The following is a 24669-nucleotide window of genomic DNA, read 5'->3' on the forward strand; positions in this document are numbered from 1 at the left end:
GAATGTCCCCACCCCTGCCGCAACCGCCAGAACATGAAGACAGGCAGAAGCCCCCCGCCCGGCAGGGGAGGGGGGCTTCTGAGAGTGGCGCGCCCTGCAGGACTCGAACCTGCGACCGACCGCTTAGAAGGCGGTTGCTCTATCCAGCTGAGCTAAGGGCGCGTGCGTGGGCAGTAGACGGGGAAGAGGCCAGGAAGAGAAGAAAGGAAAAGGGCCCCCTGGAGTGGGGGCCGGTCTGTGGAGCGGGATCACGGATTCGAACCGAGGCCAGAAGCTTGGAAGGCTGCTGTGCTACCACTACACCAATCCCGCGTGCGGCGCGCTGCGTTGTGCTGCCTGTAAAGAACAGTCTGGTCGAGGCGACTGGATTCGAACCAGCGACCCCTTGGTCCCAAACCAAGTGCGCTACCGGCCTGCGCTACGCCTCGTCAAGCAACGCGCGCCTGAGCACTATAGCAAAAACATGGCGGGTGGGTAAGAGGCGCGCGGGCCGCCCGGAGGCGTATTCTGCGGCATTGTGAGTGAAGGCGTCGCAGGAACCGGAGTGAAGTCGCGCGTGAAAACCTACCTGGATCTGGTGAAGTTCGAGCACACCGTGTTCGCGCTGCCGTTCGCGTACGCGGGAATGCTGCTGGCCAGCATGCAGCACAGCGGGACGGGCTGGCCCGGCTGGGGCGTGCTGATCTGGGTGACGGTCGCCATGGCCGCCGCCCGCACCGCCGCGATGGGCGCCAACCGCGTGATCGACCGCTTCATTGACGCCCGTAATCCCCGCACGGCAGGCCGGGAGGTGCCCAGCGGGAAGGTCAGCCCGGCACAGGCGTGGACGCTGGTGATTGTCAGTCTGATCGTCATGGCGTTCGCGGCGGCGCAACTGAACCCGCTGTGTCTGGCGCTGCTGCCGCTGGCCGTGGTGTTCCTGATCGGATACCCGTACACCAAGCGCTTCACGTGGCTGTGCCACGCGTGGCTGGGCGTGACGGACGGCGCGGCGGCGGCCGGCGGCTGGATCGCCGTGACCGGCGAGTTCGCGCCGCCCGCCTGGGCGCTGTGGGCGGTCGTGATCTTCTGGATGATCGGCCTGGACGTCATCTACGCCACCATGGACCGGGATTTCGACGTGCAGAACGGCGTCCGGAGCATCCCGGCCCGCTTCGGGATTCCGCGCGCCCTGCGGATCGCGGCCGTGAGTCACGCCCTGACCTTCGCGCTGCTGCTGCTGGTGGGCGTGCTGGCGGGCGCGAGCTTCTGGTATTACCTCGCGGCGCTGGCGATGGGCGGCATTCTGCTGTTCGAGCACCGCATCGTGAACCCGAACGACCTGGCGAAGGTGAACGTGGCGTTCTTCGACGCGAACATGTGGCTGGCGCTGACCATGCTGGCCGGCGTGATCGTGGACGTGGCGTGGCGGACCCTGACCTGAATGACTGACCGGGCCTCCCTGCGGCGGCTGGTGCCGCGCGCGGCCGCGCAGGCGTTCGCGGACGGCGACGACCGGCTGACCGCCACCCTGCTGCAACGCGCCCGCGACGCGCACCCGCCGGGCACGCTGGCCTGGGCGGTGCTGGAACGCCTGCTGGGACTGGCCTTCATTCACGTGCAGCGGGAGGTCGAGGGCACCTTCGCGCTGGAGCGGGCCGACGCGCTGCTGGACACCCTGACGGACGAGCAGCGGCTCGTCGTGGGCCGCCCCGACCTCGACTGGCTGGACCTGGACGGCCTGGACGAAGACTGACCCGGCCCAGGAGGCCCCGGTCGGTGCATGGCCAGTGGCGCGGGCAGGCGGCGGAGCGTGCGCTAGACTTCCGGGAATGTTGATGTCCTGGCGGTTGGTGCCGAAGAACGGGGGGCCGCGTTGACGCTGGAAACGTCGGAGCGGGAGTTCACGGCGCGTTTCGCGGCGTTCGCGGCGGACGGGACGCTGTACCCGCAGCGCGAGGGCAGCCCGCTGCTGGAGTTCGCCTCCGGCGGGCGGGTGCTGTACCTGTTCGACCGTTCCGGGCCGTACGCGGCGCTGCCGGGGCCGGGGCGGGTGGTGGTTCACGGCGTGCTGGACCCGCAGGGCACGGCCCCGGCTCCGGGCGGTCCCGAGGCGCTGTCGGTGGTGGGCGTGTCGGGGGTGGAGGGCGTGGGGCGGGTGCTGGCCGTGATGCCGGGTACGCTGGTGGTGCAGGCGCGGTTGCCGCTGGTACTGGGAAGCTTCGGACCGCTTCCGGAGGTCGCGGCGGGTGGGTGGCTGGCCTTCCGGACGCTGCCGCCGCTGCATGGGTTTCTGGCTCCGTAGTTCTGCCGCGCAGCAGACCTGACCGGAAAGGTCAAGACCAATCCCGCTGTGTTCCCCGGCGAGTAACGGATTTGCTGTGAATTGTTCCCCAGAACCGTTTGACGTCCGCTGATTCAGGCCTTTCACTGAAACCTTTCGTCATTCATCATGAAGGGGTCCTATGGCTGACCTGCTGCTTCCCCTTCCCGGTGCCCACGACAGCACCCACGCGTGCTTCGTGCTGGTCGACCTGGTCGGCAGTACCACCATGGCCCAGCAGCTCCCGCTGCGGAACTACCAGACCCTCATGCAGGAATTCGTGCAGGTCATGATCCTGAGCTTCGAGGCGCGTGGCGGTGAGGTCCTGCAGCACCAGGGCGACGCCGTCCTGGCGTGGTGGCCGCTGCAACAGGCCGCGCAGGCCTGCCAGGCCGCCGCCGAGGCCCACGGCCGCGCCGCCCGCCTGACCCTGGCTGCCCGCCTGGGCCAGCGCCTGCACCTGCGCGCCGGGGTGTCTGGCGGCGAGGTCATCATGGGTGTCGTGGGCGGTCAGAACAGCGCCTACGGACTGCCCGTCAATTACGCCGCCCGCCTGTGCGGTGCAGCCGAACCCGGCCAGACCCTGGTGTGCGACGCGGTCCTGGCCAGCGCCCCCGGCGTCCGCACCGAACCGTACCAGCCGCTGCACCTGCAGGGCTTCGGTGAGAACTGCTGCGCGCACCTGCTGCTGCCCATCCTGAACGCAGGCCCGCGCACGGCGCATGAAAGCTGATTAAGCAGCGCAACCCTCTTCTCATGAGAACGGTCCCTAGACTGACCGCATGGAACGCAAGCCCCTGGTACTGGTCATCGAGGATGAGAAAGACATCGCTCGGTTTATCGAACTCGAACTCGCCGCTGAAGGGTACGCCACCGAAGTCGCCTTCGACGGCGTCACCGGCCTCTCCAAATTCCGTGAAGTCAACCCCGACCTCGTCATCCTGGACCTGATGCTCCCCGTTCTGGACGGCTTGGAAGTCGCGCGGCGCATCCGCAAGACCAGCAACACCCCCATCATCATCCTGACCGCCAAGGACGGCATTCAGGACAAGGTCGAGGGCCTCGACAGCGGCGCCGACGACTACCTGATCAAGCCGTTCTCCATCGAGGAACTGCTGGCCCGCGTGCGCGCCCACCTGCGCCGCGTGAACCCGGCCGTGACCGGCGAGGTCCGCGTGGCCGATCTGGTCATGAACCTCGACGGCCGCGAGATCTTCCGTGGGGGCCGCCGCGTGGAACTGTCTGCCAAGGAGTTCGAACTGCTGGAACTGCTGGCCCGCAACCCCGGTAAGGTCTTCTCGCGCTTCGAGATCGAGGAGAAAGTCTGGCCCGAGTACACGGGCGGCAGTAACGTCGTGGACGTGTACATCGGGTACCTGCGCCGCAAACTGGAAGAAGGTGGCGAGCGCCGCCTGATCCACACCGTGCGCGGCGTCGGCTACGTGCTGCGCGAGGAGTAACCCAGGCATCAGGCCCACTCCTGGCGTTCCGAGTGGCCGCAGACCATCCCGTCCCAGCTTGTGGGGCGCGTGGTCTGCGGCCCGTCTGCATTCCCCGCGTTCCTCATGGCCGGGTGAGGGCGACTCATGAGGCGGCCCGGTAAACTGCCGGACATGCCCGTGCCAGACGCCCCCACCCGCCGCAGGGCCGCATGACGCTCCGCTGGCGACTGACCCTGTTCTATACCGCGCTGCTGGCCCTGCTGCTGACCAGCGTGGGCGTCACGACGTTGTACCTGATGCGCAGCAGCCTGATCGGCGGCCTGGACAACGAACTTCGGGGTACGTACACGCAGTTCACCACGTACGTTCAGAGCACCCGCGCGGCCAGCGAACTGTCCCTGCCGCTGGATACCGCCCGCAACGACCCCGGTCAGGTGTCCGACTCGCTGATGCTGGCCCGCTACCAGTTCCCTAACTCCAGTCTGGCGCTCGAGCAGATCGACGTGTACGACCGGCAGACGCTGCTGGACTCCCTGAACCGCGCCCGCAGCCCCGAGGAACGCGCTGCGCTGCTCAGCACCCTCGAAGCCCTGCGCAACGCCTCGCGCCGCTCGCTGGGCGTGGACACGCAGCGGCCCATCAGCCTGTCCGGTGAGGAACTGTCCGACCTGATCCGCTCCAGCAGCGGCCAGATGTTCCTCAATCACCTCGTGCAGGAGCCGTACCGCTCGGCCCCCACCCTGATGCGCCTGATGGTCGTCCTGACCCCGCTGCCGCAGGTGCCGGGCGGCGCGGAAAGTGCCGGCGTGTTCGGCCCCAACGACGGCCTGAGCATCGTGTACGTCGCGCGGTCCCTGAGCACCGTGCAGGACACCCTCTCACAGTTGCAGAACGTGATCCTGCTGCTGTTCGTGGTGGGCCTGATCACCGCCGGCAGCGGCGCGTACGTACTGGCCGGGCAGGCCCTGCAACCCCTGCGCCGCGTGCAGCGGGCCGCCGAACGCATCGGCGGGCAGACCCTCACCGAGCGCGTGCCCGTCCCGCAGACCGGCGACGAGGTCGAGTCCCTCGCCATGGCCCTGAACGCCATGCTGGGCCGCCTGGAGGACAGCTTCGACGCGCAGCGCCGCTTCACCAGCGACGCCAGCCACGAACTGCGCACGCCGGTCACGGCCATCAGCGGGCACGCCGGGTACCTGCTGCGCCGCACCAACCCCAACGAGCAGCAGCAGGAAAGCCTGAAGATCATCCAGAGCGAATCGGCCCGCCTGACCAACCTGATCGCCAGCCTGCTGCAACTGGCCCGCAGTGACAGCGGCGCGCTGCTGCTGACCCGCGAACCCATCTTCGCCACGCTGCTGCTGTCCGACATCGCCCGCGAGCTTGCGCCGCTGGCACAGGCGCAGCGGACCGCGCTGACCACCATCGGCCAGGAAGTCGCCTTCGAGGGCGACCCGGACCGCCTGAAACAGGTGATCATCAACCTCGTCAGCAACGCCCTGAAAGCCGGCGCGCAGACCGTCACGCTCGACAGTCATACCGTCAGCAGCGCCGCCGTGGGCGGACAGGCCGTGCGCCTGAGCGTGCACGATGACGGCCCCGGCATTCCCGCCGATCAACTCGAGCGGCTGTTCGACCGCTTCTACCGCCTGGAAGACAGCCGCAGCCGCGACCAGGGCGGCGCCGGCCTGGGCCTCAGCATCGCGCGCGGCATCGTAGACGCCCACGGCGGGCGCATCTGGCTAGAAAGCGAGGTCGGACGCGGCACCACCGCCCACGTCGAATTACCCATCGGGAACGTGCCCGTGCTGGACGAGGACGACGTCCCGTAACAGGGGATGATGGTGAACGGTTGATGGTTGATAGAAAGGGCCGCCCGCCGCCTCTCTATCAACCATCAACTTTCAACCATCACCCGCTGTTATCCCAGCATCAGGGCGTGGAATTCCTCCATGATGCTTTCCGCCTCGGTGGTGGTGCGGGCCACGACGAAGATGGTGTCCTCGCCGGCGATGGTGCCGACAATGTCGTCGCGGCGGACCCGGTCGAGCAGCAGTGCCACACCGCTGGCGTGCCCCTCGGCGGTGCGGATGACCAGCATGTTCTCGCCCCGGTCCACGTCGTGCACGAAGTTCTGGAACAGGCGGGCCAGTTCTTCCAGGGCGTCGGTGTGTCCGGTCGTCTGCGCCAGGGCGTAGCGGTGGCGGCCCTTGCCGACCGGGAGGCGCACGAGGCGCAGTTCGTTGATGTCGCGGCTGACGGTGGCCTGCGTGACACGGATGCCGCCCTGACGGAGGCGTTCGACCAGTTCACCCTGGGTGCTGACGCTTTCGCGCGCGATGATGTCCTGAATGCGTTTCTGACGTTGTTCCTTGCTCAGCGGTCCCGGCATTCCTCACATGGTATGCATAAGCGGTGAATTATTCAATGGGCGTGGTGGGGGCAGCTGCCACCCGTCCCGCCTCACGGCCCGGCAGGCGCCGCGCCGCCTCATCCAGCAGCCGCCGCGCCACCTCGCGCTTGCTGACGCGCGGCCAGTCCTCATGCGAGCCGTCCGGGCGCACCAGCGTCACCTGATTGTCATCCCCACCGAACGCCGTGCCCTCGCGCGTCGGGTAGTTCAGCAGGATGAAATCCGCGTTCTTGCGCTGCGCCTTGAGGGCCGCGCGCTCCACGCCCGCGTGCGTCTCCATGGCAAAGCCCACCAGCACGCGGTTGCCCTTCTCCTGCCCCAGTTGCGCCAGGATGTCCGGGTTCGGCGTCAGGTGCACCGTCACGTCCCCCGCCACCTTCGCCTGCTTCTCGCCGCTCTGGGTGGCCGCGCGGTAATCCGCGACCGCCGCCGTCATCACCACGATGCCCGCCGCGCGCGCCGCCTCCACCACCGCGTCCCGCAGTTCCAGCGCCGACTCGATCCGCACGACCCGCATGCCCGCCGGGTCCGGCAGGTTCACCGGGCCGGTCACCAGCGTCACCGCCGCCCCCCGGTCACGCGCCTCCTCGGCCACCGCGAAGCCCATCTTGCCGCTTGACGGGTTACTGATGAACCGCACCGGGTCCAGGTACTCGCGGGTCGGGCCGGCTGACACGACCACCGGCACGCCCTCCAGGTCGCGCACCCGGGCAGGGGAGAGCGGTGACAGGAGGGCCAGCGCTGCGTCCGCGATGTCGCCCGGCTCGCTCATGCGGCCCACGCCACTGCCCTCGCCGCGCGTCCCGAAGGCTCCCACCTCCGGCCCCAGGAACGCGTGCCCCCAGCCGCGCAGGGTCGCCGCGTTCGCCTGCACCGCCGGGTGCATCCACATCAGCTCGTTCATGGCGGGCACCCACAGCACCGGCCCGCGTACGCTCAGCAGCGTCGCCAGCGCCAGCTCGTTCGCGTGCCCGTGCGCCGCCCCGGCTAGCAACTCCGCCGACGCACCCACCACCACCGCCACGTCCGCCCGCGCGTGCGTCAGGTGCAGCGCGTCGGGCCGGGCTGCGAACCAGTGCTCGTCGGTCCCGACCGGCCCGTCCGCCGCCGTACTCAGGCTCAGTTCCGTGATGAACGCCAGCGCCGCGCGCGTGGCGATCACCTGCACCGCCGCTCCCCGCTCGCGCAGCCGGCGCAGCACCGACGGGGCCTTCACCGCCGCCATGCTTCCACCCACGATCACCAGCACGGTCGGCCCGGACTTCAACGCATTCACGCCCCACAGGATAGGGCGCGCCGGGCCTGGCAAAGGCGCGGGCCACCCCCCCACCGGGAAGGAGTGGCCCGCCTGCGCCCAGGGCTCAGCCCTCGCGCTGCCCGGTCACCCAGTAACGCACGCGCTCGGCGATGTTCTCCATGTGGTCGCCCACGCGTTCCAGGCTGCGGCCCACCCGCATCAGCATCAGCGCCTTGCTGATGTTCCGGGGGTCTTCGAGCATGTACGTGACCAGTTCGCGCTGAATCTGCTCGTACAGGTCGTCGACCTCGTCGTCCATCTGCACGGTCGCCTCGGCGCGCGTCACGTCACGGTCGGCGATGGCGGTGCGCAGGTTCTCGCTCATCTCGCCCAGCCGCTCAAGCATGCGCGCGAGGTTCACGTACCGTTTGAGTGCCGGCGCCTGCGCGAGTTCCGCGCCGTCCTCGGCGACATGCACCACGTAATCGCCCATGCGCTCGATATCGCTGAGGCTCTTGAGGATCAGCGCGACCATCCGCAGGTCCCGCGCGACCGGCTGGTGCAGCGCGATGATCCGCAGGCACTCGGCCTCGATCTGCGCCTCCTGCGCGTCCACCTCGCGGTCCAGGGCCTTGACTTCCGGCAGGCGGTCCACGTTCTCACGCAGCAGCACGTCGGCCGCCACGGGCAGCATCCGCTCGACCGTGCCGAGCATGTTCAGGGCGCCGTTCAGGACGGCACGTAGATCGTTTTCAAGGGCTTCACGCATGGGAACTCCTGTTCATGAACGTACCACCCCGCAGGGGGGAACGTGTCAGAGGGTGGTCAGTGGTGGGGTGGGCCAGCCGGGCGGGCACCGTCCAGACGGGCACGGTGTGGGCCAGCTGGGAGCGGTGCAGGCCAGAGGGGAAGGGCTCTGCGCGGCGCCCGGCCAGGGCAGGCGGTGAGAACGGGGCGACCTACAGGCCCAGGCCCCCCACGCCGGGCAGCGTGAAGCAGAAGGCGTTCGCGTCGCCGCGCCGCTCGGCCCACGCCTGCCCGCCCCAGCCCTGCACGATGCTCCGGACGATATACAGGCCCATGCCGCTGCCCTGCCCGGTCGCCGCGCGGCCCCGCGTGTGCGCCCGGAACAGGTTCTCGGTATCGGGAATCGGGGTGCCCCGGTCGAGCACGCTGACTTCCACCCAGGTGCCCCGCTCAGCTGTGACGACCTCGACCCGCTGCCCGGCCGGGCCGTACTTCAGGGCGTTCTCGATCAGGTTCAGCAGCACCTGCAGCAGCTTGTCGGGGTCGGCGCGCACCAGGTGATCCGCACCGAACGTGACGGCCGCGCCGCGCGCATGCAGGTCCGCTTTCAGCAACCGCTCGGCGCGCGTGAACGCCTCGGCCAGCGGCAGCGTCCGCGCCCGCGTGGGCCGGAACCCCACCGCGAGGTCCTCGACCAGCCGCGCCAGCCGCTCGGTCTCCTGCAGGCCCTGCCGCACGAAGTTCTGCGACAGGTCGCGCGGCATGTCGTACTCCAGCGCCTCCAGTACCCCGCGCAGCGCCGCGACCGGCGTGCGGAACTCGTGGCTCAGCACGGCCGTCGCCTCGCGCAGTTCCGCCTCGCGGCGGCGGTGCTCGGTCACGTCCTCCACGATCAGCGCCGTGTGCTCGCCACTGCGGGTGGCCGTGCAGCGCAGCGTGCGGCCCGTGACCTCCAGTTCCAGTTCCCCGCCGCGTTCCAGCAGCGTTTCCAGCGTGTGCCGCCGCACGACCTCCAGCACCGGCCGGCCCGAGGCGCGCTCCTGCGGCACCCCCCACAGCCGCACGGCGGAGGCGTTCACGCGCGTGACCAGCCCCGCGCGGGTCAGCAGCACCGCCTGCGGCAGCGCGTCCATCCAGGCGTCGCCGGGCCCGCCAGCCGCCCCGGCGGTCACGGGCCCGGCTTCCGGGGGCAGGGGGGGCGTCACGGGGTGTCCGTCCAGGGGCGCATGCGGTAGCCCTTGCCGCGCACCGTCTCCAGGAAGCCGGGGCGGCTGGGATCGTCCCCCAGGTGCGCGCGCAGCTGCGTCACGTGCTGGTCCACCGTGCGCTCGCCGCCCAGGAAGTCCGCGCCCCACACCCGGTCCAGCAGTTCCGTGCGCGAGTACACGCGGCCCACGTGCTGCGTCAGGAACGCCAGCAGGTCGAACTCCCGGCGGGTCAGGTTCAGGCGGCCGCCGCTCACGCGGGCCTCGGCCGCCCCCATGTCCACGGTCAGCGGGCCGTTCGTCATGGTGGGCGGCACTTCCGGCTGCGTGCGCCGCAGCAGCGCCCGCACGCGCGCCACCAGTTCCGCCGCTGAAAACGGTTTGGTCAGGTAATCGTCCGCGCCGGACTCCAGGCCCTCGACCCGCTCGGCCTCGGCGGCGCGGGCGGTCAGCATCAGCACCGGCAGGCGGCGCAGTTCCGCGTCGGCGCGCAGGCGGCGCAGGAAACCCAGGCCGCTCTCGCCGGGCAGCATCCAGTCCAGTACCAGCGCGTCCGCGCCGCTCAGGGCGTCCAGGGCGCCCGCCGTGGAATCCAGGGCCGTGACCCGCAGCCCCGCCCGCTCCAGGTGAAAGCGCAGGACGTCCCGCACTGTTCCCTCATCCTCGATGACAACGACGTGGCTCATTCACCTCATTCTGAGCCCTCCGGTCAGGCCCATGTCAGGTACCGCGCCCCGCAGGCACCGGGATCGCCCCGTCCAGACCCGGCGCGTCTGGCGTGGCCGGCCACGCCTTCACCCAGGCCAGACCCTGCCCTTTCGTCCTTTTCAGCCCTGGCGCGGTGCGGTACGCTGCGGCACGACACGGCCTGTCCCGCCCGGTTGATCCGGCCCGGGCCGGGCCGCGCCGTGCGGGGACCGCAGCGACATCCCTCTCCAGGCGGTTCTGTGAGACGCCCCCCCGCACGCAAGGAGCCAGTATGCGGAAGTCCAGTATGCGGAAATACTACACCTCGGAATCGGTGTCCGAAGGGCACCCTGACAAGCTCGCCGACTTCATCTCGGACAGCATCCTCGACGAGTTCCTGCGCCAGGAACCCACCAGCCGCGTGGCCGTCGAGACCCTCCTGACCACCGGCATGGCCGTCGTGGCCGGCGAGGTCCGCGCCGAGACCGCGCACGTGGACGTGCAGAAAACCGTCCGCGAGGCCGTCAAACAGGTCGGTTATACCCGCGCCAACTACGGCTTCGATGCCGAGTACAGCGCGGTGCTGGTCAGCATCCACGAGCAGAGCCCTGAGATCGCCACTGGCGTGGACACCAGCGAGGAGTGGCGCGCCATGACCCCCGAGCAGCGCGCCGACCCGGCCAACGCGCACTCCATGGTCGGTGCGGGCGACCAGGGCCTGATGTTCGGCTACGCCACCGACGAGACCCCGGAACTGATGCCGCTGCCCATCAGCCTCGCGCACAAGCTGACGCGCCGGCTGGCCGAACTGCGCAAGGACGGCAGCCTGCCGTACCTGCGCCCCGACGCCAAGGCCCAGGTCACGGTCGTCCGGGACGGCGAACCCCACGAGGCCACGCAGACCCTGGTGGACACCGTCGTGATCAGCACCCAGCACAGCGAGGACGTCACGCAGGAACAGATCCGCGCCGACATGCTCGAGCACGTCCTCCGCGCCGTGATTCCCGCCGAGTACCTGACCGACGACACCAAGTACTTCATCAACCCCAGCGGGCGCTTCGTCATCGGCGGCCCGCACGGCGACACCGGCCTGACCGGCCGCAAGATCATCGTGGACACCTACGGCGGGGCCGTCCCTCACGGCGGCGGCGCGTTCAGCGGCAAGGACCCTACCAAGGTCGACCGCAGCGCGGCGTACTACGCCCGCTTCATCGCCAAGAACGTCGTGGCCGCCGGACTGGCCCGCCGCGCGCTGGTCGAGATCGCGTACGCCATCGGCCGCGCTGGACCCGTCAGCCTGCGCGTGGACACCTACGGCACCGGCACCGTCAGCGACGAGCAGCTGGCCGCGCTGATCGCTGCGCACTTCGACGCCCGCCCGCAGTCGATCATCGCGGAACTGGACCTGCAGCGCCCCATCTACGCGCAGACCGCCGCGTACGGTCACTTCGGGCGCCCCGAGTTCCCCTGGGAGCAGACGCCCAAGGCCGGGGCCCTGAAGACTGCCGCGCAGCAGTAACGACGCAGTGAAAGGAGGGGGCCGGACACAGTCAACGTGTCCGGCCCCCTTCCCTTGCTGCGTGGCCCTTGCTGCGTGGCAGTCAGCGGCCCGGCTGTTCCTGCTGCTGCGCCTGCTTCTGCTCTTCCTTCTCGGCCTCGCGTTCGGCGTACACGTCGGCGTGCTTGCGGCGCAGCGCGGCGGCACTGGCGCGCGGGACCATCTCGCTCACGTCGCCGCCGTAACTGGCGATCTCGCGGACCATGGAGCTGCTTACGAAACTCCAGCGGGTGGCAGCCATGATGAACACCGTCTCGGCGTCCCCGATCTGGCGGTTCAGGTGCGCGATCTGCAACTCGTACTCGTAGTCGCTGACCGCCCGCAGGCCGCGCAGGATCACGCTGCCGGGCTCCTGGCGGGCCATGTAGTCCACCAGCAGGCCCCCGAAGGTGTCCACCCGGACGTTCGGGAGGTGCGTGGTCGCCTCGCGCAGAATGTCCATGCGTTCCTCCAGCGTGAACAGGTGGCGGCCCTGCTTGCGGGCGTTGTGCATGACCGTCAGGGTCACGTGGTCGAAGATCTTCGCGGCGCGCGTCAGGACGTCCATGTGCCCGCTGGTGATGGGGTCGAACGACCCGGGAAAGACAGCGTTCATAGCCCCGTCACCTTACCCTACTTCCGCCGCGCCTTCATGGCCGCCCGCCTCGTCCGTGGGTTCTTCCGTTGGTTCTTCCGTGGGTTCGTCGCGTTCATAGATGGTCAGGCTGTTGCTGCCGTACTCGCGGAGCTCGCGGGTGTACCCGGCCTTCTCGGGCAGGCGCGTGCGGTCCGGGTGCTGGCAGACCAGCAGGCCGCCGGGCCGCACCACGTTCCGGGAGAGCAGGTTGGCGGCCAGCGCGGGAATATCCACGTCGTACGGCGGGTCGCTGAACACGATGTCGAACGGTCCCAGGGCCGGCATCAGGCTCTGCGCGTCACCTTTCAGGATGCGGGCACGCAGGCCCAGCGCGCGGGCGTTCGCCTCGAGCGCCTTCACGGCGCGGCCGTCCATCTCGATCAGCGTCACCCGGTACCCCCGGCTGGCGGCTTCCAGGCCGATGGCGCCGCTGCCGCCGTGCATGTCCAGGAAGGTCCCTTCCGGCAGGCGCGCGGCCAGCAGGTCGAACAGGCTCTTGCGGATGCGCGCGCCGCTGGGCCGGGCGCTGTCCGGCACTTCCAGCGCGCGGCCCTTGGCGCTGCCGCCCAGGATGCGCAGGCTCATACAGACTCCGACTGAATGGTTTGCAAAAACCGTTCAGTCCGAGCGGATGCGAGCAGGAGCAAAGAGGATTCCGGGCGTGGAGTTGGCAACCCGGTGCATGGGCGGGTTGTGAACGAAACAGACGGAATCCGCATCATACGGACTCCGGGCGGGCGGGGCAGTGAAGAAAGGAGGCAGTCATCCGTACAGGATACGGGCTGCCCCTCAGGTCAGGAACGGCTGCGCCTGCGGGAAGCCGCTCAGGGCGTCCGGGGTCAGGTGCCAGTCCTCGCCGCTACGGGTCGCGTGGCCCGCCTGCACCAGCCGGTTCAGTTCGGCCTCCACGCGCTGCTGCACGCGCCGCAGCGGCATGCCGGCAGCGTCCTCGATGCCGCGCCACGTCAGGAACGCCCGGTGAAAGGCGGGCAGGTCATCCAGGCCCACGCGGGTTTCCAGGGCGCGCCAGCTGAGGGGCGTGTGGGTGGGTGGGGTGGCCGGGGCAGTGTCTGTCATGTTTCCTGTTCTACCCGCCGGGGCCCGCCGCGTACAATGGCCCTCATGAGTGCCGACCTGCCCCCTGACCTGCCCGGCGACCCGAACGGAGACGGCCGCCCGCCGGTCACGCCGGACCTGCTGCGTCAGCTGGAGGCGCTGGGCGGGCAGCTGGTCTGGCGTATCGGGAAGGACGAGGCCAGCGACGACGTGATCGTCCGGCTGGGCTTCGCGTCCGCCACGCCCCGCTTCGCGCACCTCTCAAGGCTGCGCAGCGCCGGGGACGCCGAGTTGCAGGCCGCACTGGCCGAGGACCGCATCGTGATCGAATGGGTGGACTGACCCCGGCCCCAGCCCGGAGCGGCGCGTGATCTTCGACGCCGAGCAGATTTTCACGCTGCCGTACCCCGGCCCCCCCGCCGACGCCCTGGCGTTCGTGCGCGACCCCGCCCGCGCGCTGGGCCGCCTGCGGTTCCTACGGGACCTGCGCGCAGGCGAGGGCAGCGTGCGCGGCGAACTGGTCGTGCCGCTGCCGGGCCTGGGTGACGCCGACCTGCCGTTTCACAGCCTCCTGAGCCTCACGCCGGACGGCGCGAACCTGATCCCGCAGGCCCTGAGCGGCGAGCGCGCCTGGGTGGAGGTCAGCGGGCAGGCCCGCGCGGAGGGCACGGACCTGCACTTCACCTTCCAGTTCCGCGCGCATCTCGCCACGCCCGACGCGCAGGGTTGGGGCGGCGCGGCCTTCGAGAAGATGATCCGCGCCGCTGCGAGCCGCACCCTGGACCGCGTGGCCCGCGAACTGCCGGGCAGCATCAGCCGCGCCATGCCGACCGAACCGGCCTGAATCCAGGCATACACGCAACGGCCCGGCCTGCACCGCGTGGGTGAGGCCGGGCCGCTACATGCCGGATCAGGCTTTGGGGCTTTCCTGCAGGTCCGGGAAGTCCAGGGGGCGCGCGTCGCTCCAGAGGCCTTCGAGGTCGTAGTACTCGCGGGCGTCCTTGGTCATGATGTGCACGACGATGCCGCCGCCGAAGGCGAGCAGCAGCCAGCGTTCGCTGGGGCCTTCCACGCTGGGGCGGGGCAGGCCGGCGGCCATGGCCTTCTCGCGGATGTTCTCCTGCACGGCGTTCAGCTGCAACCCGGCAGTGGCGGTGCAGATCACGAAGTACTCCAGGGTGGAGCTGACGGCCGTCAGGTCCAGAACGGTGACGTCCTCGGCGCGGCGTTCACGGGCGGCGTCCACGATGGCTTGCAGTTGGGTCAGGGTGCGGGTGTCTGGTGTCATGAAAACTCCGGTGGTTCAGGGGGTGGGGGTCGTGGGGCGCGCGGCGCCAGCGGCAGAGGGCAGGGAGCAGTCACCTGCTGGAAAGTGGAAGCCGGAAACGCAGGCCTGAAACGCGGTGAGCGCGGCCCCGTCAGCGTTCCTGCCACCCTTAGTGGGGGGTGGGCGTGGCGGCGGGCGGCGCAGCAACAGGTCAGTGTACAGGGACGCGCCGCGCCGAAGGCAACGCGGCTCACCCGGCCCGGCCGCCCGGCGGCCCTCCCGGCGCGCCCAGCGCCGGAATTCCGTCTCAGTTGCTGCCGGGAGCGGTGGTGGGCAGCGGTTCGGGTGACGGGCCCGGCAGCGCGGTGTCGTCGGCCACCCGGGGATCGGCGGCCAGTGGGGTGCCGGCCAGCGCGGCCAGTTCCTTCAGGTTCTCCTGGGCGTCGCGGGTCAGCAGGACGCCCACCTCGCCCGCCGCGACCGGGAAGCGCTCGCCCTGCAGGCGCGGCAGGTTCAGCAGGTCCGCCAGCGCCCCGGCCTGCGCCACGTCCTGCTGCGTGAAGACCTGACTGGCCTCCTGACTGGCCGGCGCGACCGTGACCTGCACGTCCGCGTAGCCCAGCGCCGTCAGGGCGGTCTTCAGGCCTTCGCCCAGGCCCGCGCCGCTGGCGTCCACGACCGTGACCTTCACTCCCGGCGCGTCCGTGACCGGGGCGGGTGCGTCGCCCCACAGTGCGGCCAGCCGCTCGCGGTTCACGGCGAGGTTGAACGTGCCGGGAATCTCGTCGGTGGGCAGCGTCGCGAAACTCAGTTTCAGGCCCGGCAGGAACGGCCGCAGCGCCGCGAGGGTGTTCGGGTCCGCGTTCGTCTCCACGCCGTTCCCGATGCCGCCCAGAATGGTGGGGAGCGCCGCGAGGCCCTGCGCGGATTTCAGGCGGCCGGCCAGTTGCGTCAGCGCCTGCTTCTGATGATCGATGCGGCCGTAGTCATCCCCGAAGCCCTTGCGGACCCGCAGGAACAGCACCGCGTCCGGGCCTTCCAGGTGGTGCGGGCCGGCGTCCAGTTGCAGGTTCACGCCCGCCGCCCGGTCGATCCACTCGATGCCGCCCTCGGGCACGGTCACGTCCAGGCCGCCCAGCGCATTGATGACCCGCTCGACGTAATCGGTGCGGACGATCACGTACGAGTCCACCCGCTCGCCGGTGATGGTCTCCACAGCCTGCTTCAGTGCCTGCGGGCCGCCCGAGAAGTACTGACTGTTCACCTTCTGCGCCGCCACGGATTCCCCACGGTCGAACTCGCCGACGTTCGTGTCACGCGGGATGTTCAGCACCCGCACGCGCGCGCCGTCCACCTTGACCAGCATGACCGTGTCCGTGTTCGGCGGCTGCACCAGCCCCGTCCGCTGATCCTGATCCTTGCAGGGCTGCTGGTAGTAGCAGTACACGATGTCCCGCCCGGCGATCAGCACCGTGAACTGCGGCGCCGTGCCCGGCAGTACCGACGACGCGACCGTGCGCCCCGCCCCGCTGAGCAGCGCGAAACCACCCAGCGACAGGCAGGACAGGGTCAACCCGAAGGCCTGCAGGGCGCGCAGCCTGCCCAGGCGGGAAGGGCGCGTCACAGGAGAGACGGACGGGGAGGGGAAGGCTGGATCTGTTGAGCGACGCACGGCAGCGCATGATAGGCCTGCAACGTCCGCGGATGCACCTGAATGCCCCGCCCCTGCAGGTACGTGACCTTCGAGACGATGGCGCGCTCCAGCGCGGCGTTCAGGTCCCGCAGCGCCAGTTCGCGGATGTCGGCGTTCACGCCCCGCCCCGGCTCGGACACGTCCGCGATGTACACGCACTCCGCGACCCGATTCCCGCCGCGCGGCCCGGTCGTGTGGTCCTCCACGGCCTCCAGCACCACCTGATCCTGGTACCCCCAGCGTTCCAGCAGCACCCGCGCGGCCCGCCCGTGCAGCGCCAGCGGATGCCCGGCGTCGATCTCGCACTCGGGCGGGGCGAGGCGCAGCAGCTCGGCGTCGGGCAGGTCGCGGGCAATGTCGTGCAGAATCCCGGCGGCGTAGGCGCGCATGTCGTCCAGACCGTTCGCCAGGGCAATCTGGGCAGCCAGTTCAGCCACGCGCAGCACGTGCTCGTAGCGGCGTGGGCGCACCATCAGGCGCACGCGTTCTTCCCAGCCGGTCCACTCCGCCACAGGGTGCCGGGGTACGAGGAGCTGGGCGATCACAGGGGCATGTGGCCGGTTCTCCACATCATGACCTGACTATACGCCCCGCACTCCCGGCCGCGCTGACATCCGGGTCACTTTCCCCCCCCTGTTACCCCGCAGGTTCCGCCGCCCGACCAGTGCTGCCCAACCCGTTGCCGGGATAGCCGGCAGCCCAGGCGCGGGTGTCTCAGGGCTGATGTTTCAGGCGCTGGCCTCTCACGGAGCGGCCCTTCTCACGGAGCGGCCGAGGTGACCCGCTCGACGGTCAGGCGCACGCTGACGGTCTCCAGCGCCTGCGCGCCAGCCGGAATCGAGAGGTTCACGGCCGCCGTGTACGTCCCGGCGCGGTACGTGACGGTTCCCCCCACCTCACGCAGTCGCCCCAGCAGTTCCGGCGCCGCGACCACCCGCACGGTGCTGGGCTGCACGCTGACCGACGTGACCCGCAGCGTCGCCGGCGGATCGTTCAGCACCACCCGCACCGTCTTGACCGGCAGTTCCCCGGTATCCAGGCGGCGGACCGTCACGGTCGACGGCGTGGCCTTGACCCCACCCACCGGCAGGCCCGCGCCGTCCAGCGCGACCAGCGGCACCTCCCGCTCGGCCCCCGCCGACAGGGCCGCCGGACTGGTCACCACACGCGTCACGGTGGACACCACCCGGCCCGGCCCGGACACCTGCGCCTCGGCCGGCGAGACCACGTACCGGGGCACGCTCGCCTCGGGTGGCGACGCCACGCTCAGCGTGACCGGCAGTGTGCGCGTCACCTGCGTATCCAGGAACCCCTGCACCCGCGCGGGCGTCTGCCGGCGCACCTCGGTCCCGCTGGGCGCCGTGACCGTCACGGGCTGCGTGAAACTCCCCTCCGGCACGCCTGTCACGTCCACGACTGCCTCGATGTTCTCCGGTTGCAGTTCCCGCAGCCGGTCCGGGCTGCCCCACAACGTCACCCGCACCGACGCCGGGCTCAGGTCACTCGTGGCGCGCTTCTCCTCGCCGCTGCCGGTCGTGTCCCGCACGGACACCGGCACGTTGAATCCCTGCTCGACGTTCGCGCGCCGGTCCGTGGTCGCCACCACCCACAGCGTCAGGGACACGCCCAGCGCCAGCATCTTCAACCCCAGGTTGTGCGTGCCACGCGTCCAGGCGTGACGCGGGTCCAGCCAGCGCCGCAACTGCGCCGCCAGATCAGACCCGGCCCTCACGACGACTCCCGCGCCGGTTCACCCTCGGCGCCGCGCTCATCCGGGTCCGGTTCCGACTCCCCGGCCGCCAGGAACCCCGCCCGGTCGTACACCAGCGCCCGCAACTGCTCCCTCAACTCCGTTCCGTTCAGGTCCGGACCCAGCCGCCCCGTCAACGCGATCCTCATGCTGCCCCGCTCCTCACTGACCACCAGCACCACCGCGTCCGTCAACTCCGACAGGCCGATCGCCGCGCGGTGCCGCGTGCCGTACCGCCGGTACGTACCGTCACTCGACTGCAACGGAAACAGGCACCCGGCCGAGATGACCCGCGACCCCTGAATGATCACCCCGCCGTCATGCAGCGGCGCGTTCCGCGCGAACAACGCCTCCAGGAACGGCACGCTGACCAGCGCGTCCAGCGACACGCCCGTCGCCGCGTACTCACCCAGAGGCGTGCGCCGCTCGATCGCGATCAGCGCCCCGGTCTTGCGCTCCGCGAGGCGCTCCATGGCCCGTGCCAGGTCCTGCAACGCCGCGCCGCTCGCCCCGGTATCCCGCCCGCGCGGCCGCCCCACCCGCTCCAGCGCCGCCCGCAACTCCGGCTGGAACAGCACCACCAGCGCGAAGATGCCCACCGTTCCCGCCCGGCCCAGCAGGTAACTCAGGGTCGGCAGGTTCAGCACCTGCGCCGCCACCCACACGCCCGCGAACACCAGAATGCCGCGCACCACGTTCACCGCCCGCGTTCCCGCCACCAGCAGGTACCCCTGGTACACCAGGAACGTGACCAGCAGGATGTCCAGAACATCCCGGACATTCACCTGACCGAACGGAGTGGGCATGACTTGAACGGCGCTCCTTTCAAAAAACGGGACGAAAAACAAAAGTCGTTGCGCGCCCACTATACGGTGTTCAGCCCCACCGTCCCGCACGCCGCGCCGCCGTAGCCTCAGCAGCGGCGCGGCCCCAGCGGCGCCCCCCCCAAGGAGACCCCCATGAACATTCACTTCATCGGCCACAGCGCCTTCATGCTCGAACACGGCCAGACGCGCCTGCTGATCGACCCGTTCATCCAGGGCAATCCCCAGGCGGCCGTCACCCTGCAACAGGCGCTCGACTGGAACGTCACGGCTGTCCTGATCAGCCACGCGCACGGCGACCACTGGGGCGACACCCTGGAGTTCACGCGCGGCGGCACCCCGCTGATCGCCACCGCCGAAATCGCCGGGTACGCCCAGCAGCACGGCGCGACGAACGTCACCGGCATGAACATCGGCGGCACCTACCGCACCGACTGGGGCAGCGTCACCCTCACCCCCGCCTGGCACAGCAGCTCCTTCCCCGACGGCACGTACGGCGGCATGCCCACCGGCCTGATCATCGAACTCGGCGCTCAGCGCGTGTACTTCGCCGGCGACACCAACCTCTTCGGCGACATGAAACTCATCGGCGACCGGGGCCTCGACGCCGCCATCCTGCCCATCGGCGACCACTACACCATGGGCCCCGAGGAAGCCGCCCGCACCCTCGACCTGCTGCGCCCCCGCGTGGCCATCCCCATGCACTATGGCACCTTCCCACCCCTGACCGGCGACCCCGCCGTCTTCCAGCGCGAGGGACAGGCCCGCGGCGTGGACATCCGCATCATTAAACCCGGCGAACACACCACCCTGTAAGAACCAGAGAGAGATGGCAGATGGCCGTTACGTGCCATCTGCCAGCTTTTTATGCCCGTCCGCTCAGCGTTCCCCGGTCACCAGCGCGCGGCCCGCCAGATCATCCTCGGACGCCACGCGCGTCTGATTCGGCGTGGCCTCCGGAAACTCCGGATTCGCCTTCCGGTCCGGCACGCGCACCAGCGACCGCGAATCCACCAGCACCGACTGCGGCTCCCGCAGCTTGAAGCGCGTCGTGCGCGCTGGCACCCCCATCGCAATCCCATGCGGCGGAATATCACTGCGCAGCAGCGCGTGCGTCGCTAGCATCGCGTCATCACTCACCACACTGCCCGCCAGGACCGTCGAATGGTACGTGATCCGCGCCCCACGCCCGATCACCGTGCGCCGCAACGTCACGTCCGGACCGTCCAGCACGCTGTGCGTATGACTGTACACATTCACGTAATCGCTGATACTCGCCCCGTCATGCAACTCGATCCCACCGATGTCATCCAGCAGCACATGCCGGTGAACGACCACATCGTCCCCCACCTCCATGTTGTACCCCACGCTGAACTCCACGTTCTGCCAGCACTTGAAATCCCGCCCCACCCGCCGGAAAATCCGTTCCGCCAGCACCCGCCGCACCGGAATCCCCAGCACCGGATTCTGCCCAACCGGCGTCAGATCCAGATTCTTCCACAGCCACAGCAGCGGCTTGACCTGCCCGAACAACTCCGCGTCCGTCGCCATGTAGTACTCCGCCTCGAACGTCACGTTCCTCGCGTCCAGATTCAGAGCCGCCAGCGGAGCGTCCGCCAGCAGTGCCTCATAGGGCCGGCCGTACATCGCCTCGGACAGCACCTCACGCGCCAGCACGAACCGGTCCGTACCCGCATCCGACAGACGCGCCTCCAGATCCCGCAAGAACTCACCGTACGCCGACTGCGCGTCACGACCCACATCCACCGGCTTCAGCCAAGTCACCCCCACACTGTAACGCCTACAGTGAAAAACAAAGTGGTGGCAGGTGTGCCGACTCTTTGCGTGTTTCGGTGCCCAGTCAGCAGTCTCGCCGCGCACAGGTGCTACACCCCTCCGCCTCACAAAAAAGTCACAAACGGCGTCTGAATCGACAAAATACCCCCTATCAGGTGAGCCCCTGCCCTGGGGTGGTTTCTGCTCCTCACAAAGAACAGACTGCTGCTATGAAGAAGTCTCACCGCACCGAGGGAGCCATGCTGATCGTGACCGTGTTGGTGGTCATGGTCATGATGGTCGTGATCCTGGCGATCACCTCTCAACTGGCACTGTCCTCCCGGCGCACTTCCACCGCTCAGGAATCCTCTATTCGCGCCATGTACGCGGCGGAAGCGGGCCTGTCGCGCTCGCAGACGCAACTGAACCTCGTCAACAGCCTCCTGCAACCCAACTCCATGGTCATTCCCTCATCTGGCTTATCGGCCGTCACAACCACCCAAATGCAAACAGACATCCTGAACCTGTGCGGCCTAACCGCCCTGCCCACTGCCACCACCCTGTGTAGCGGCACCAGTTCACAGGGCGTGCTTGGCACACTGTCGACCAGCGACCTCGGAACAGGAAACCGCCTGGATTTCTTCGCAAAATACATTCCTGTGTCCTCGTTTACGTCGGGGGCGTACACCCTGACTGGAGACAGCCGTGCTTTCTGGGCACAGCTGTTCAGCGAGAACGGCGTTGAGCTGAAGGGCGGCAAGAACAACGCTGAATACTCCAGCCGCATCCAGCTGGTCCTGAACTCCGTGCAGAAAACCGCAACAGACACCTTCGTCCTGACCCTCTCGGTACCCTCCGTCTCTGCCGCGGGTACTCCTGACAGCAGTTCAACCCGCAATCTCGTCGTGGGTAGCCAGAACAGGACGTACACACTGAATGTTGGGCGTGGTTCGTTCGCCAAGTATGCCCTGCTGACCAACCGGCATTACTCCAGCAAAGGCGCTGAAGACGAGTGCGCTTTGAAACCCAGTGACTGCTCCCGCATCACATTCACCAGCAACACCCTGTTCTCCGGTCCTGTGCACACCAACTCCAACTTCAACTTCCAGGGCACACCGTACTTTGGCGGGGAAGTCACTTCTGCTGGCTGCCCTGGCGGTGCCATCAAGACCAACAGTAGTGGCGACGACTACTGCTCGGTAACCGCGAAACCCGGCGCCTACTTCTACAGCACGACCTGGAAGGACAAGAGTGCGATGTCCCCGAATGATCAGGCTCCGATCGTCTCCACCACCAGCGGGAACTCCGACCCCCGGTTCCAGGGTGGAGTGTCGTGGAACAAGAATTTCATCCCGCTGCCCAAGAACGCCAACAACCAGGCGCTGCAGGCTAAGTCGGGCGGTGTGTTCATCAACGGCACGGCCTCCAACCTGACCCTTCAGGCCTCGAATATCACCTTAGGCACAACCAGCACTCCGGTGCAGCGCATCTCGTACACCCTGAGCGGCAATACCGTCAATCTGGCCACTGACGCTGACCAGAACGTGTACCTGCTGAATACCACGACCAACGTGTGGTCTAAAGCCACCCAGGACCCCATCACGGGCACCTGGATTCCGGGCGGCGCAGGAACGAAATTCACGGGCGTCATCTACGCGAAGGACGGAGTGACTAACCTCAACGGTCCTGCGCGGACCGACGCCAACAACCCCGCCACTGCTCCCGCCGCTATTGCTTCCTTCGCACAGATGACCCTGGCCTCCACCGGCGATATCGCCATCACCAGCGACCTCAAGTACGCAGATCCTCCCTGTAGCGGCAGTAACTCGGTGACGAACGGCGTGTTCAATGCTGCTACCTGCACCAACAAGAACGCCAAGAACATTCTGGGCATCTATTCCTCCGGTGGGGACGTCGATCTGGTCAGCCCGAAATGTGCAGTAACGAACGCCGACGGCGCCTGCACCACCGCCGGAACCCGCCCGGGCATGCCCAAGAACGTCAACATCCACGCCGTTCTGATGGCCAGTCAGGGCAAAGTCAAGGTTGATGGGTACGATGGCGGTGCCGCAGACGGTAGTCTGGGACAGGTGAACCTGATGGGCGGCATCATCGAGAACTACTACGGCGCGTTCGGTCTGACGAGCGGCAAGGGTTACGGTCGTAACTTCGTCTACGATCAGCGCACCAACGAGGGTGTCACCCCTCCCTTCTTCCCCACACAGCAGGAATGGTCCGCCGGTCTGACGACCCCCATCAAGCTGCAGCAGAACGGCAATCAGGTTCAGACTGCAAAGGATGGAACCTGAGGTGACCGCGTTTCCCTCACGAAACCGGCGCACCCAGGGGTTCTCCCTTATCGAGCTTCTCATGGTGATGGCGATCGTTGGGATTCTCTCTGCTGTCCTGTTCGTCAGCAGCGCCCGTGGCGTTCGGCAGCAGCAGTTGCGGGAGGCCGGAACCCAGCTGCTGGCGGATTTAAACAGGACTCGCACCCAGGCCACGCAAAGCTCTACCGCCACTAGTGTGACGCTGACCAGTGCCGCAGCCTCGTCGCCTAAGGCAACATACGTGACCGTCTGGTCGCCGGGCGGGAGTGTCACACGTACCTTGCCGAACAACGTGCTGGTCGCCCCGGTGGCCACCTACGCAAATACCATCACCTACACGGCTCCCTACGCGGAGAGCAGCGTGCCGGGCGGAGCCGTCTGGGTCCTGAGCAACTCAGCCGGTGAACTGCTCTACATGAAACTCCTGGGAACCACAGGAAAGGGGACTTTCAGTGCGCAACCCTGATTCAGATCACCGGTACACCCAGCAGGGTTTCACCATCGTCGAAGTCTTGGTAGCAGTCATGCTGCTGCTTGTCATCGTGACTGCCGTCCTAGCGCCGCTGACCGGACTCTTCGGGCTGTCACGGCAATCAACTCAGCAGGTGGCCGCAACCAACCTCGCGCAGGCGGCCATAGAACAGGTTAAAGGCGAATGGCAAGACAGCCCCAAGTACCAGATGAATTGCGTATCCCTGACCAGTTTTCCTGCGGGTGTGCAGGTCCGGGCACAGGGTATGGACTCTAATTTCAACAAAGTTGGCAGTGAAACGGACGTTCAGGCGACTGGTACCGCCTGCGGTGTCAGTCCGGCCCTGCCGGATACCAGCCCGACCAACCGGACCGTGACAGCGTCAGCCACGAGTGCAGGCAAAACAGTCAGTTTCTCCACGGAGATTGCCCACCCATGAGGACTGATCTTGCAATGATCCGGCAGGCCGGCTTCACGCTGGTAGAACTGTTGATCGGCATGGCCCTGATGAGCGTGGTCCTGCTGGCAGTCTTCAACGTGAATCTGTCCTCTACGCGGGCGTCCATGTCATTGCAGACGCGCAATGACCTCCTGCCGGAAACGCAGATCGCGCAGACATACCTGCTCTCCAAACTCCGTGAGGCAGCGTACGTGTACCCCACCGCAACAGCGTTTGATCTGGGAACAGATCCCACTGTGCGGAATCCCCGTACCGGTTCTGGCATCTGGTCTGTGGGTACAGATGCGTTTGTCGCCGTAGTCCTACCGCCCAGAAGCGGGACGCCGAATTGCGCTGTCACTGCTCCAGCCGTGCCGGACACAGCCAACTGCTATACCCTGCACGCTTACTACCCGGTCTTGCGCTCGGCCCTGACCGGCAGCACCACCCTGAGCAGTGGCCGTCGACCGTCGACTGAGCCGCTGAACGACTCAGCCTGGGTATTGATGGAATACCGCCGCTCGTTCGGCAAACTGACCGGCACCGTGTTCCCAGTCCCAGCGGCCAACACCACGCAGGGCGCGATGGTGATGGATTACCTGCTGCCGGTCACCCTTCCGCAGGTGAGCAGCATTCCAGACCGCCTGTTCAGTCTGGCGGGAGATGCAGGCATTCAACAGGTCGGCAGGACCGCTATCACCGTGAATCTGGCTGCCCAGCGTCAGGTGGGTGGCAGTCCAAGCGTGCGTGTTCCCGGCAGTGGTCGCTCCACGGTCACAGTGTTCCCCAGAAACGTCGGTAAGGGCATCGGCCTGAACTGAACGGCAGGCGTTCTCACTCTGACTGGTGGCTGGT

General features: G+C 68.2%; 28 protein-coding genes and 3 tRNA genes. 14 read left to right on the top strand and 17 right to left on the bottom strand.

All coding sequences use genetic code 11. From position 1 onward, the window contains the following. Positions 1-85 precede the first annotated feature (85 nt). The 3 genes from M8445_RS06120 to M8445_RS06130 form a co-directional block, all read right to left on the bottom strand. Positions 86-162 (bottom strand) — tRNA-Arg (locus M8445_RS06120). Positions 163-238: 76 nt separating this feature from the next. Then, positions 239-312 (bottom strand) — tRNA-Gly (locus tag M8445_RS06125). Positions 313-351: 39 nt separating this feature from the next. Beyond that, a tRNA-Pro gene (locus tag M8445_RS06130) sits at positions 352-428 on the bottom strand. 128 nt (positions 429-556) lie between these two features. Between M8445_RS06130 and mqnP the strand changes: the two genes are divergently transcribed. The 6 genes from mqnP to M8445_RS06160 all read left to right on the top strand — a co-directional run bounded on the left by mqnP (position 557) and on the right by M8445_RS06160 (position 5576). Then, on the top strand, positions 557-1423 hold the full coding sequence (gene mqnP / locus M8445_RS06135) for a menaquinone biosynthesis prenyltransferase MqnP (RefSeq protein WP_273990416.1): 867 nt from the start codon (positions 557-559) through the stop codon (positions 1421-1423). Continuing rightward, positions 1424-1735 (top strand): hypothetical protein, encoded by a 312-nt coding sequence (locus M8445_RS06140; protein WP_273990418.1) that lies wholly within the window; start codon positions 1424-1426, stop codon positions 1733-1735. Between the two features lie 120 nt (positions 1736-1855). Beyond that, positions 1856-2284, top strand: coding sequence for a hypothetical protein (locus M8445_RS06145; protein WP_273990419.1), 429 nt, complete (start codon positions 1856-1858; stop codon positions 2282-2284). 160 nt (positions 2285-2444) lie between these two features. Then, on the top strand, positions 2445-3035 hold the full coding sequence (locus M8445_RS06150) for an adenylate/guanylate cyclase domain-containing protein (RefSeq protein ID WP_273990420.1): 591 nt from the start codon (positions 2445-2447) through the stop codon (positions 3033-3035). Between the two features lie 49 nt (positions 3036-3084). Continuing rightward, the gene (locus M8445_RS06155; RefSeq protein WP_010887388.1) at positions 3085-3762 is read left to right on the top strand and encodes a response regulator transcription factor; all 678 of its coding nucleotides are present in this window, start codon (positions 3085-3087) and stop codon (positions 3760-3762) included. Between the two features lie 191 nt (positions 3763-3953). Beyond that, on the top strand, positions 3954-5576 hold the full coding sequence (locus M8445_RS06160; protein ID WP_273990424.1) for an ATP-binding protein: 1623 nt from the start codon (positions 3954-3956) through the stop codon (positions 5574-5576). Between the two features lie 89 nt (positions 5577-5665). Here the strand turns inward: M8445_RS06160 and argR are convergent, their stop codons facing one another. The 5 genes from argR to M8445_RS06185 form a co-directional block, all read right to left on the bottom strand. After that, positions 5666-6136 (bottom strand): arginine repressor, encoded by a 471-nt coding sequence (argR, locus tag M8445_RS06165; protein WP_273990425.1) that lies wholly within the window; start codon positions 6134-6136, stop codon positions 5666-5668. A gap of 28 nt (positions 6137-6164) precedes the next feature. Then, complete coding sequence (gene coaBC, locus M8445_RS06170) at positions 6165-7433, bottom strand: bifunctional phosphopantothenoylcysteine decarboxylase/phosphopantothenate--cysteine ligase CoaBC (RefSeq protein ID WP_273990426.1); 1269 nt, start codon at positions 7431-7433, stop codon at positions 6165-6167. Positions 7434-7518: 85 nt separating this feature from the next. Continuing rightward, on the bottom strand, positions 7519-8163 hold the full coding sequence (phoU, locus tag M8445_RS06175; RefSeq protein WP_088248791.1) for a phosphate signaling complex protein PhoU: 645 nt from the start codon (positions 8161-8163) through the stop codon (positions 7519-7521). 190 nt (positions 8164-8353) lie between these two features. Further along, complete coding sequence (locus M8445_RS06180) at positions 8354-9274, bottom strand: sensor histidine kinase (RefSeq protein WP_273990851.1); 921 nt, start codon at positions 9272-9274, stop codon at positions 8354-8356. Positions 9275-9342: 68 nt separating this feature from the next. After that, positions 9343-10032, bottom strand: a complete 690-nt coding sequence (locus M8445_RS06185) for a response regulator transcription factor (protein WP_273990428.1) — start codon at positions 10030-10032, stop codon at positions 9343-9345. Positions 10033-10340: 308 nt separating this feature from the next. Here M8445_RS06185 and metK point away from each other — a divergent pair, with 308 nt between their 5' ends. After that, positions 10341-11552: a methionine adenosyltransferase gene (gene metK / locus M8445_RS06190; protein ID WP_273990429.1), complete on the top strand. Its 1212-nt coding sequence runs from the start codon at positions 10341-10343 to the stop codon at positions 11550-11552. An 82-nt stretch (positions 11553-11634) separates the two neighbouring features. Here the strand turns inward: metK and coaD are convergent, their stop codons facing one another. From coaD to M8445_RS06205, 3 genes are all read right to left on the bottom strand, one after another. Next, positions 11635-12186 (bottom strand): pantetheine-phosphate adenylyltransferase, encoded by a 552-nt coding sequence (coaD, locus tag M8445_RS06195; RefSeq protein WP_273990430.1) that lies wholly within the window; start codon positions 12184-12186, stop codon positions 11635-11637. A gap of 12 nt (positions 12187-12198) precedes the next feature. Then, positions 12199-12792: an RsmD family RNA methyltransferase gene (locus M8445_RS06200; protein WP_273990432.1), complete on the bottom strand. Its 594-nt coding sequence runs from the start codon at positions 12790-12792 to the stop codon at positions 12199-12201. Positions 12793-12996: 204 nt separating this feature from the next. Beyond that, positions 12997-13284 carry a hypothetical protein gene (locus M8445_RS06205; protein WP_273990434.1) on the bottom strand — a complete coding sequence of 96 codons (288 nt, stop codon included), beginning with the start codon at positions 13282-13284 and terminating at the stop codon, positions 12997-12999. Between the two features lie 45 nt (positions 13285-13329). Between M8445_RS06205 and M8445_RS06210 the strand changes: the two genes are divergently transcribed. Together M8445_RS06210 and M8445_RS06215 are read left to right on the top strand one after the other, a co-directional pair. Then, a complete protein-coding gene (locus tag M8445_RS06210) occupies positions 13330-13605 on the top strand; it encodes a DUF3248 domain-containing protein (protein WP_273990435.1) in 276 nt (91 codons plus the stop codon). Positions 13606-13630: 25 nt separating this feature from the next. Further along, a complete protein-coding gene (locus M8445_RS06215; RefSeq protein ID WP_273990436.1) occupies positions 13631-14107 on the top strand; it encodes a DUF3809 domain-containing protein in 477 nt (158 codons plus the stop codon). A gap of 66 nt (positions 14108-14173) precedes the next feature. Here M8445_RS06215 and rsfS read toward each other — a convergent pair whose 3' ends face one another. From rsfS to cdaA, 5 genes are all read right to left on the bottom strand, one after another. Continuing rightward, positions 14174-14551: a ribosome silencing factor gene (rsfS, locus tag M8445_RS06220; protein ID WP_273990437.1), complete on the bottom strand. Its 378-nt coding sequence runs from the start codon at positions 14549-14551 to the stop codon at positions 14174-14176. A 286-nt stretch (positions 14552-14837) separates the two neighbouring features. After that, complete coding sequence (locus tag M8445_RS06225) at positions 14838-16154, bottom strand: LCP family protein (protein WP_273990438.1); 1317 nt, start codon at positions 16152-16154, stop codon at positions 14838-14840. After that, a complete protein-coding gene (gene yqeK / locus M8445_RS06230; protein ID WP_380091489.1) occupies positions 16151-16696 on the bottom strand; it encodes a bis(5'-nucleosyl)-tetraphosphatase (symmetrical) YqeK in 546 nt (181 codons plus the stop codon). Before yqeK ends, M8445_RS06225 begins: the two co-directional genes overlap by 4 nt. A gap of 287 nt (positions 16697-16983) precedes the next feature. Then, positions 16984-17955, bottom strand: a complete 972-nt coding sequence (locus M8445_RS06235) for a CdaR family protein (protein ID WP_273990442.1) — start codon at positions 17953-17955, stop codon at positions 16984-16986. Then, on the bottom strand, positions 17952-18779 hold the full coding sequence (cdaA, locus tag M8445_RS06240; protein ID WP_273990444.1) for a diadenylate cyclase CdaA: 828 nt from the start codon (positions 18777-18779) through the stop codon (positions 17952-17954). Before cdaA ends, M8445_RS06235 begins: the two co-directional genes overlap by 4 nt. Positions 18780-18932: 153 nt before the next feature. Between cdaA and M8445_RS06245 the strand changes: the two genes are divergently transcribed. Continuing rightward, entirely contained in the window at positions 18933-19613 is a 681-nt protein-coding gene (locus tag M8445_RS06245; RefSeq protein ID WP_273990446.1) for a metal-dependent hydrolase, read from the top strand. A gap of 63 nt (positions 19614-19676) precedes the next feature. Here the strand turns inward: M8445_RS06245 and M8445_RS06250 are convergent, their stop codons facing one another. Continuing rightward, the gene (locus M8445_RS06250; RefSeq protein ID WP_273990448.1) at positions 19677-20582 is read right to left on the bottom strand and encodes an acyltransferase; all 906 of its coding nucleotides are present in this window, start codon (positions 20580-20582) and stop codon (positions 19677-19679) included. A 221-nt stretch (positions 20583-20803) separates the two neighbouring features. Here M8445_RS06250 and M8445_RS06255 point away from each other — a divergent pair, with 221 nt between their 5' ends. The 4 genes from M8445_RS06255 to M8445_RS06270 are packed head-to-tail and all read left to right on the top strand — an operon-like array spanning position 20804 to position 24635. After that, positions 20804-22882 (top strand): DUF4900 domain-containing protein, encoded by a 2079-nt coding sequence (locus M8445_RS06255; RefSeq protein WP_273990450.1) that lies wholly within the window; start codon positions 20804-20806, stop codon positions 22880-22882. Then, entirely contained in the window at positions 22872-23369 is a 498-nt protein-coding gene (locus M8445_RS06260) for a type II secretion system protein (RefSeq protein ID WP_273990451.1), read from the top strand. The genes M8445_RS06255 and M8445_RS06260 overlap by 11 nt, the downstream gene beginning before the upstream one ends. Continuing rightward, positions 23356-23814, top strand: a complete 459-nt coding sequence (locus M8445_RS06265; protein ID WP_273990454.1) for a prepilin-type N-terminal cleavage/methylation domain-containing protein — start codon at positions 23356-23358, stop codon at positions 23812-23814. Before M8445_RS06260 ends, M8445_RS06265 begins: the two co-directional genes overlap by 14 nt. Next, positions 23811-24635: a PilW family protein gene (locus M8445_RS06270; RefSeq protein WP_273990455.1), complete on the top strand. Its 825-nt coding sequence runs from the start codon at positions 23811-23813 to the stop codon at positions 24633-24635. The genes M8445_RS06265 and M8445_RS06270 overlap by 4 nt, the downstream gene beginning before the upstream one ends. Positions 24636-24669 lie beyond the last annotated feature (34 nt).

This window comes from Deinococcus aquaticus, from assembly GCF_028622095.1.
Taxonomy (GTDB): domain Bacteria; phylum Deinococcota; class Deinococci; order Deinococcales; family Deinococcaceae; genus Deinococcus; species Deinococcus aquaticus.

Bases quoted from the DNA above. Each gene is read 5' to 3' on its own strand.
- M8445_RS06140 (WP_273990418.1), top strand. From the start codon at position 1,424: ATGACTGACCGGGCCTCCCTGCGGCGGCTGGTGCCGCGCGCGGCCGCG.
- M8445_RS06150 (WP_273990420.1), top strand. From the start codon at position 2,445: ATGGCTGACCTGCTGCTTCCCCTTCCCGGTGCCCACGACAGCACCCAC.
- M8445_RS06155 (WP_010887388.1), top strand. From the start codon at position 3,085: ATGGAACGCAAGCCCCTGGTACTGGTCATCGAGGATGAGAAAGACATC.
- M8445_RS06160 (WP_273990424.1), top strand. From the start codon at position 3,954: ATGACGCTCCGCTGGCGACTGACCCTGTTCTATACCGCGCTGCTGGCC.
- argR (WP_273990425.1), bottom strand. From the start codon at position 6,136: ATGCCGGGACCGCTGAGCAAGGAACAACGTCAGAAACGCATTCAGGAC.
- phoU (WP_088248791.1), bottom strand. From the start codon at position 8,163: ATGCGTGAAGCCCTTGAAAACGATCTACGTGCCGTCCTGAACGGCGCC.
- M8445_RS06180 (WP_273990851.1), bottom strand. From the start codon at position 9,274: ATGGACGCGCTGCCGCAGGCGGTGCTGCTGACCCGCGCGGGGCTGGTC.
- M8445_RS06185 (WP_273990428.1), bottom strand. From the start codon at position 10,032: ATGAGCCACGTCGTTGTCATCGAGGATGAGGGAACAGTGCGGGACGTC.
- metK (WP_273990429.1), top strand. From the start codon at position 10,341: ATGCGGAAATACTACACCTCGGAATCGGTGTCCGAAGGGCACCCTGAC.
- coaD (WP_273990430.1), bottom strand. From the start codon at position 12,186: ATGAACGCTGTCTTTCCCGGGTCGTTCGACCCCATCACCAGCGGGCAC.
- M8445_RS06200 (WP_273990432.1), bottom strand. From the start codon at position 12,792: ATGAGCCTGCGCATCCTGGGCGGCAGCGCCAAGGGCCGCGCGCTGGAA.
- M8445_RS06205 (WP_273990434.1), bottom strand. From the start codon at position 13,284: ATGACAGACACTGCCCCGGCCACCCCACCCACCCACACGCCCCTCAGC.
- M8445_RS06210 (WP_273990435.1), top strand. From the start codon at position 13,330: ATGAGTGCCGACCTGCCCCCTGACCTGCCCGGCGACCCGAACGGAGAC.
- rsfS (WP_273990437.1), bottom strand. From the start codon at position 14,551: ATGACACCAGACACCCGCACCCTGACCCAACTGCAAGCCATCGTGGAC.
- yqeK (WP_380091489.1), bottom strand. From the start codon at position 16,696: ATGGTGCGCCCACGCCGCTACGAGCACGTGCTGCGCGTGGCTGAACTG.
- cdaA (WP_273990444.1), bottom strand. From the start codon at position 18,779: ATGCCCACTCCGTTCGGTCAGGTGAATGTCCGGGATGTTCTGGACATC.
- M8445_RS06245 (WP_273990446.1), top strand. From the start codon at position 18,933: ATGAACATTCACTTCATCGGCCACAGCGCCTTCATGCTCGAACACGGC.
- M8445_RS06255 (WP_273990450.1), top strand. From the start codon at position 20,804: ATGAAGAAGTCTCACCGCACCGAGGGAGCCATGCTGATCGTGACCGTG.
- M8445_RS06260 (WP_273990451.1), top strand. From the start codon at position 22,872: ATGGAACCTGAGGTGACCGCGTTTCCCTCACGAAACCGGCGCACCCAG.
- M8445_RS06270 (WP_273990455.1), top strand. From the start codon at position 23,811: ATGAGGACTGATCTTGCAATGATCCGGCAGGCCGGCTTCACGCTGGTA.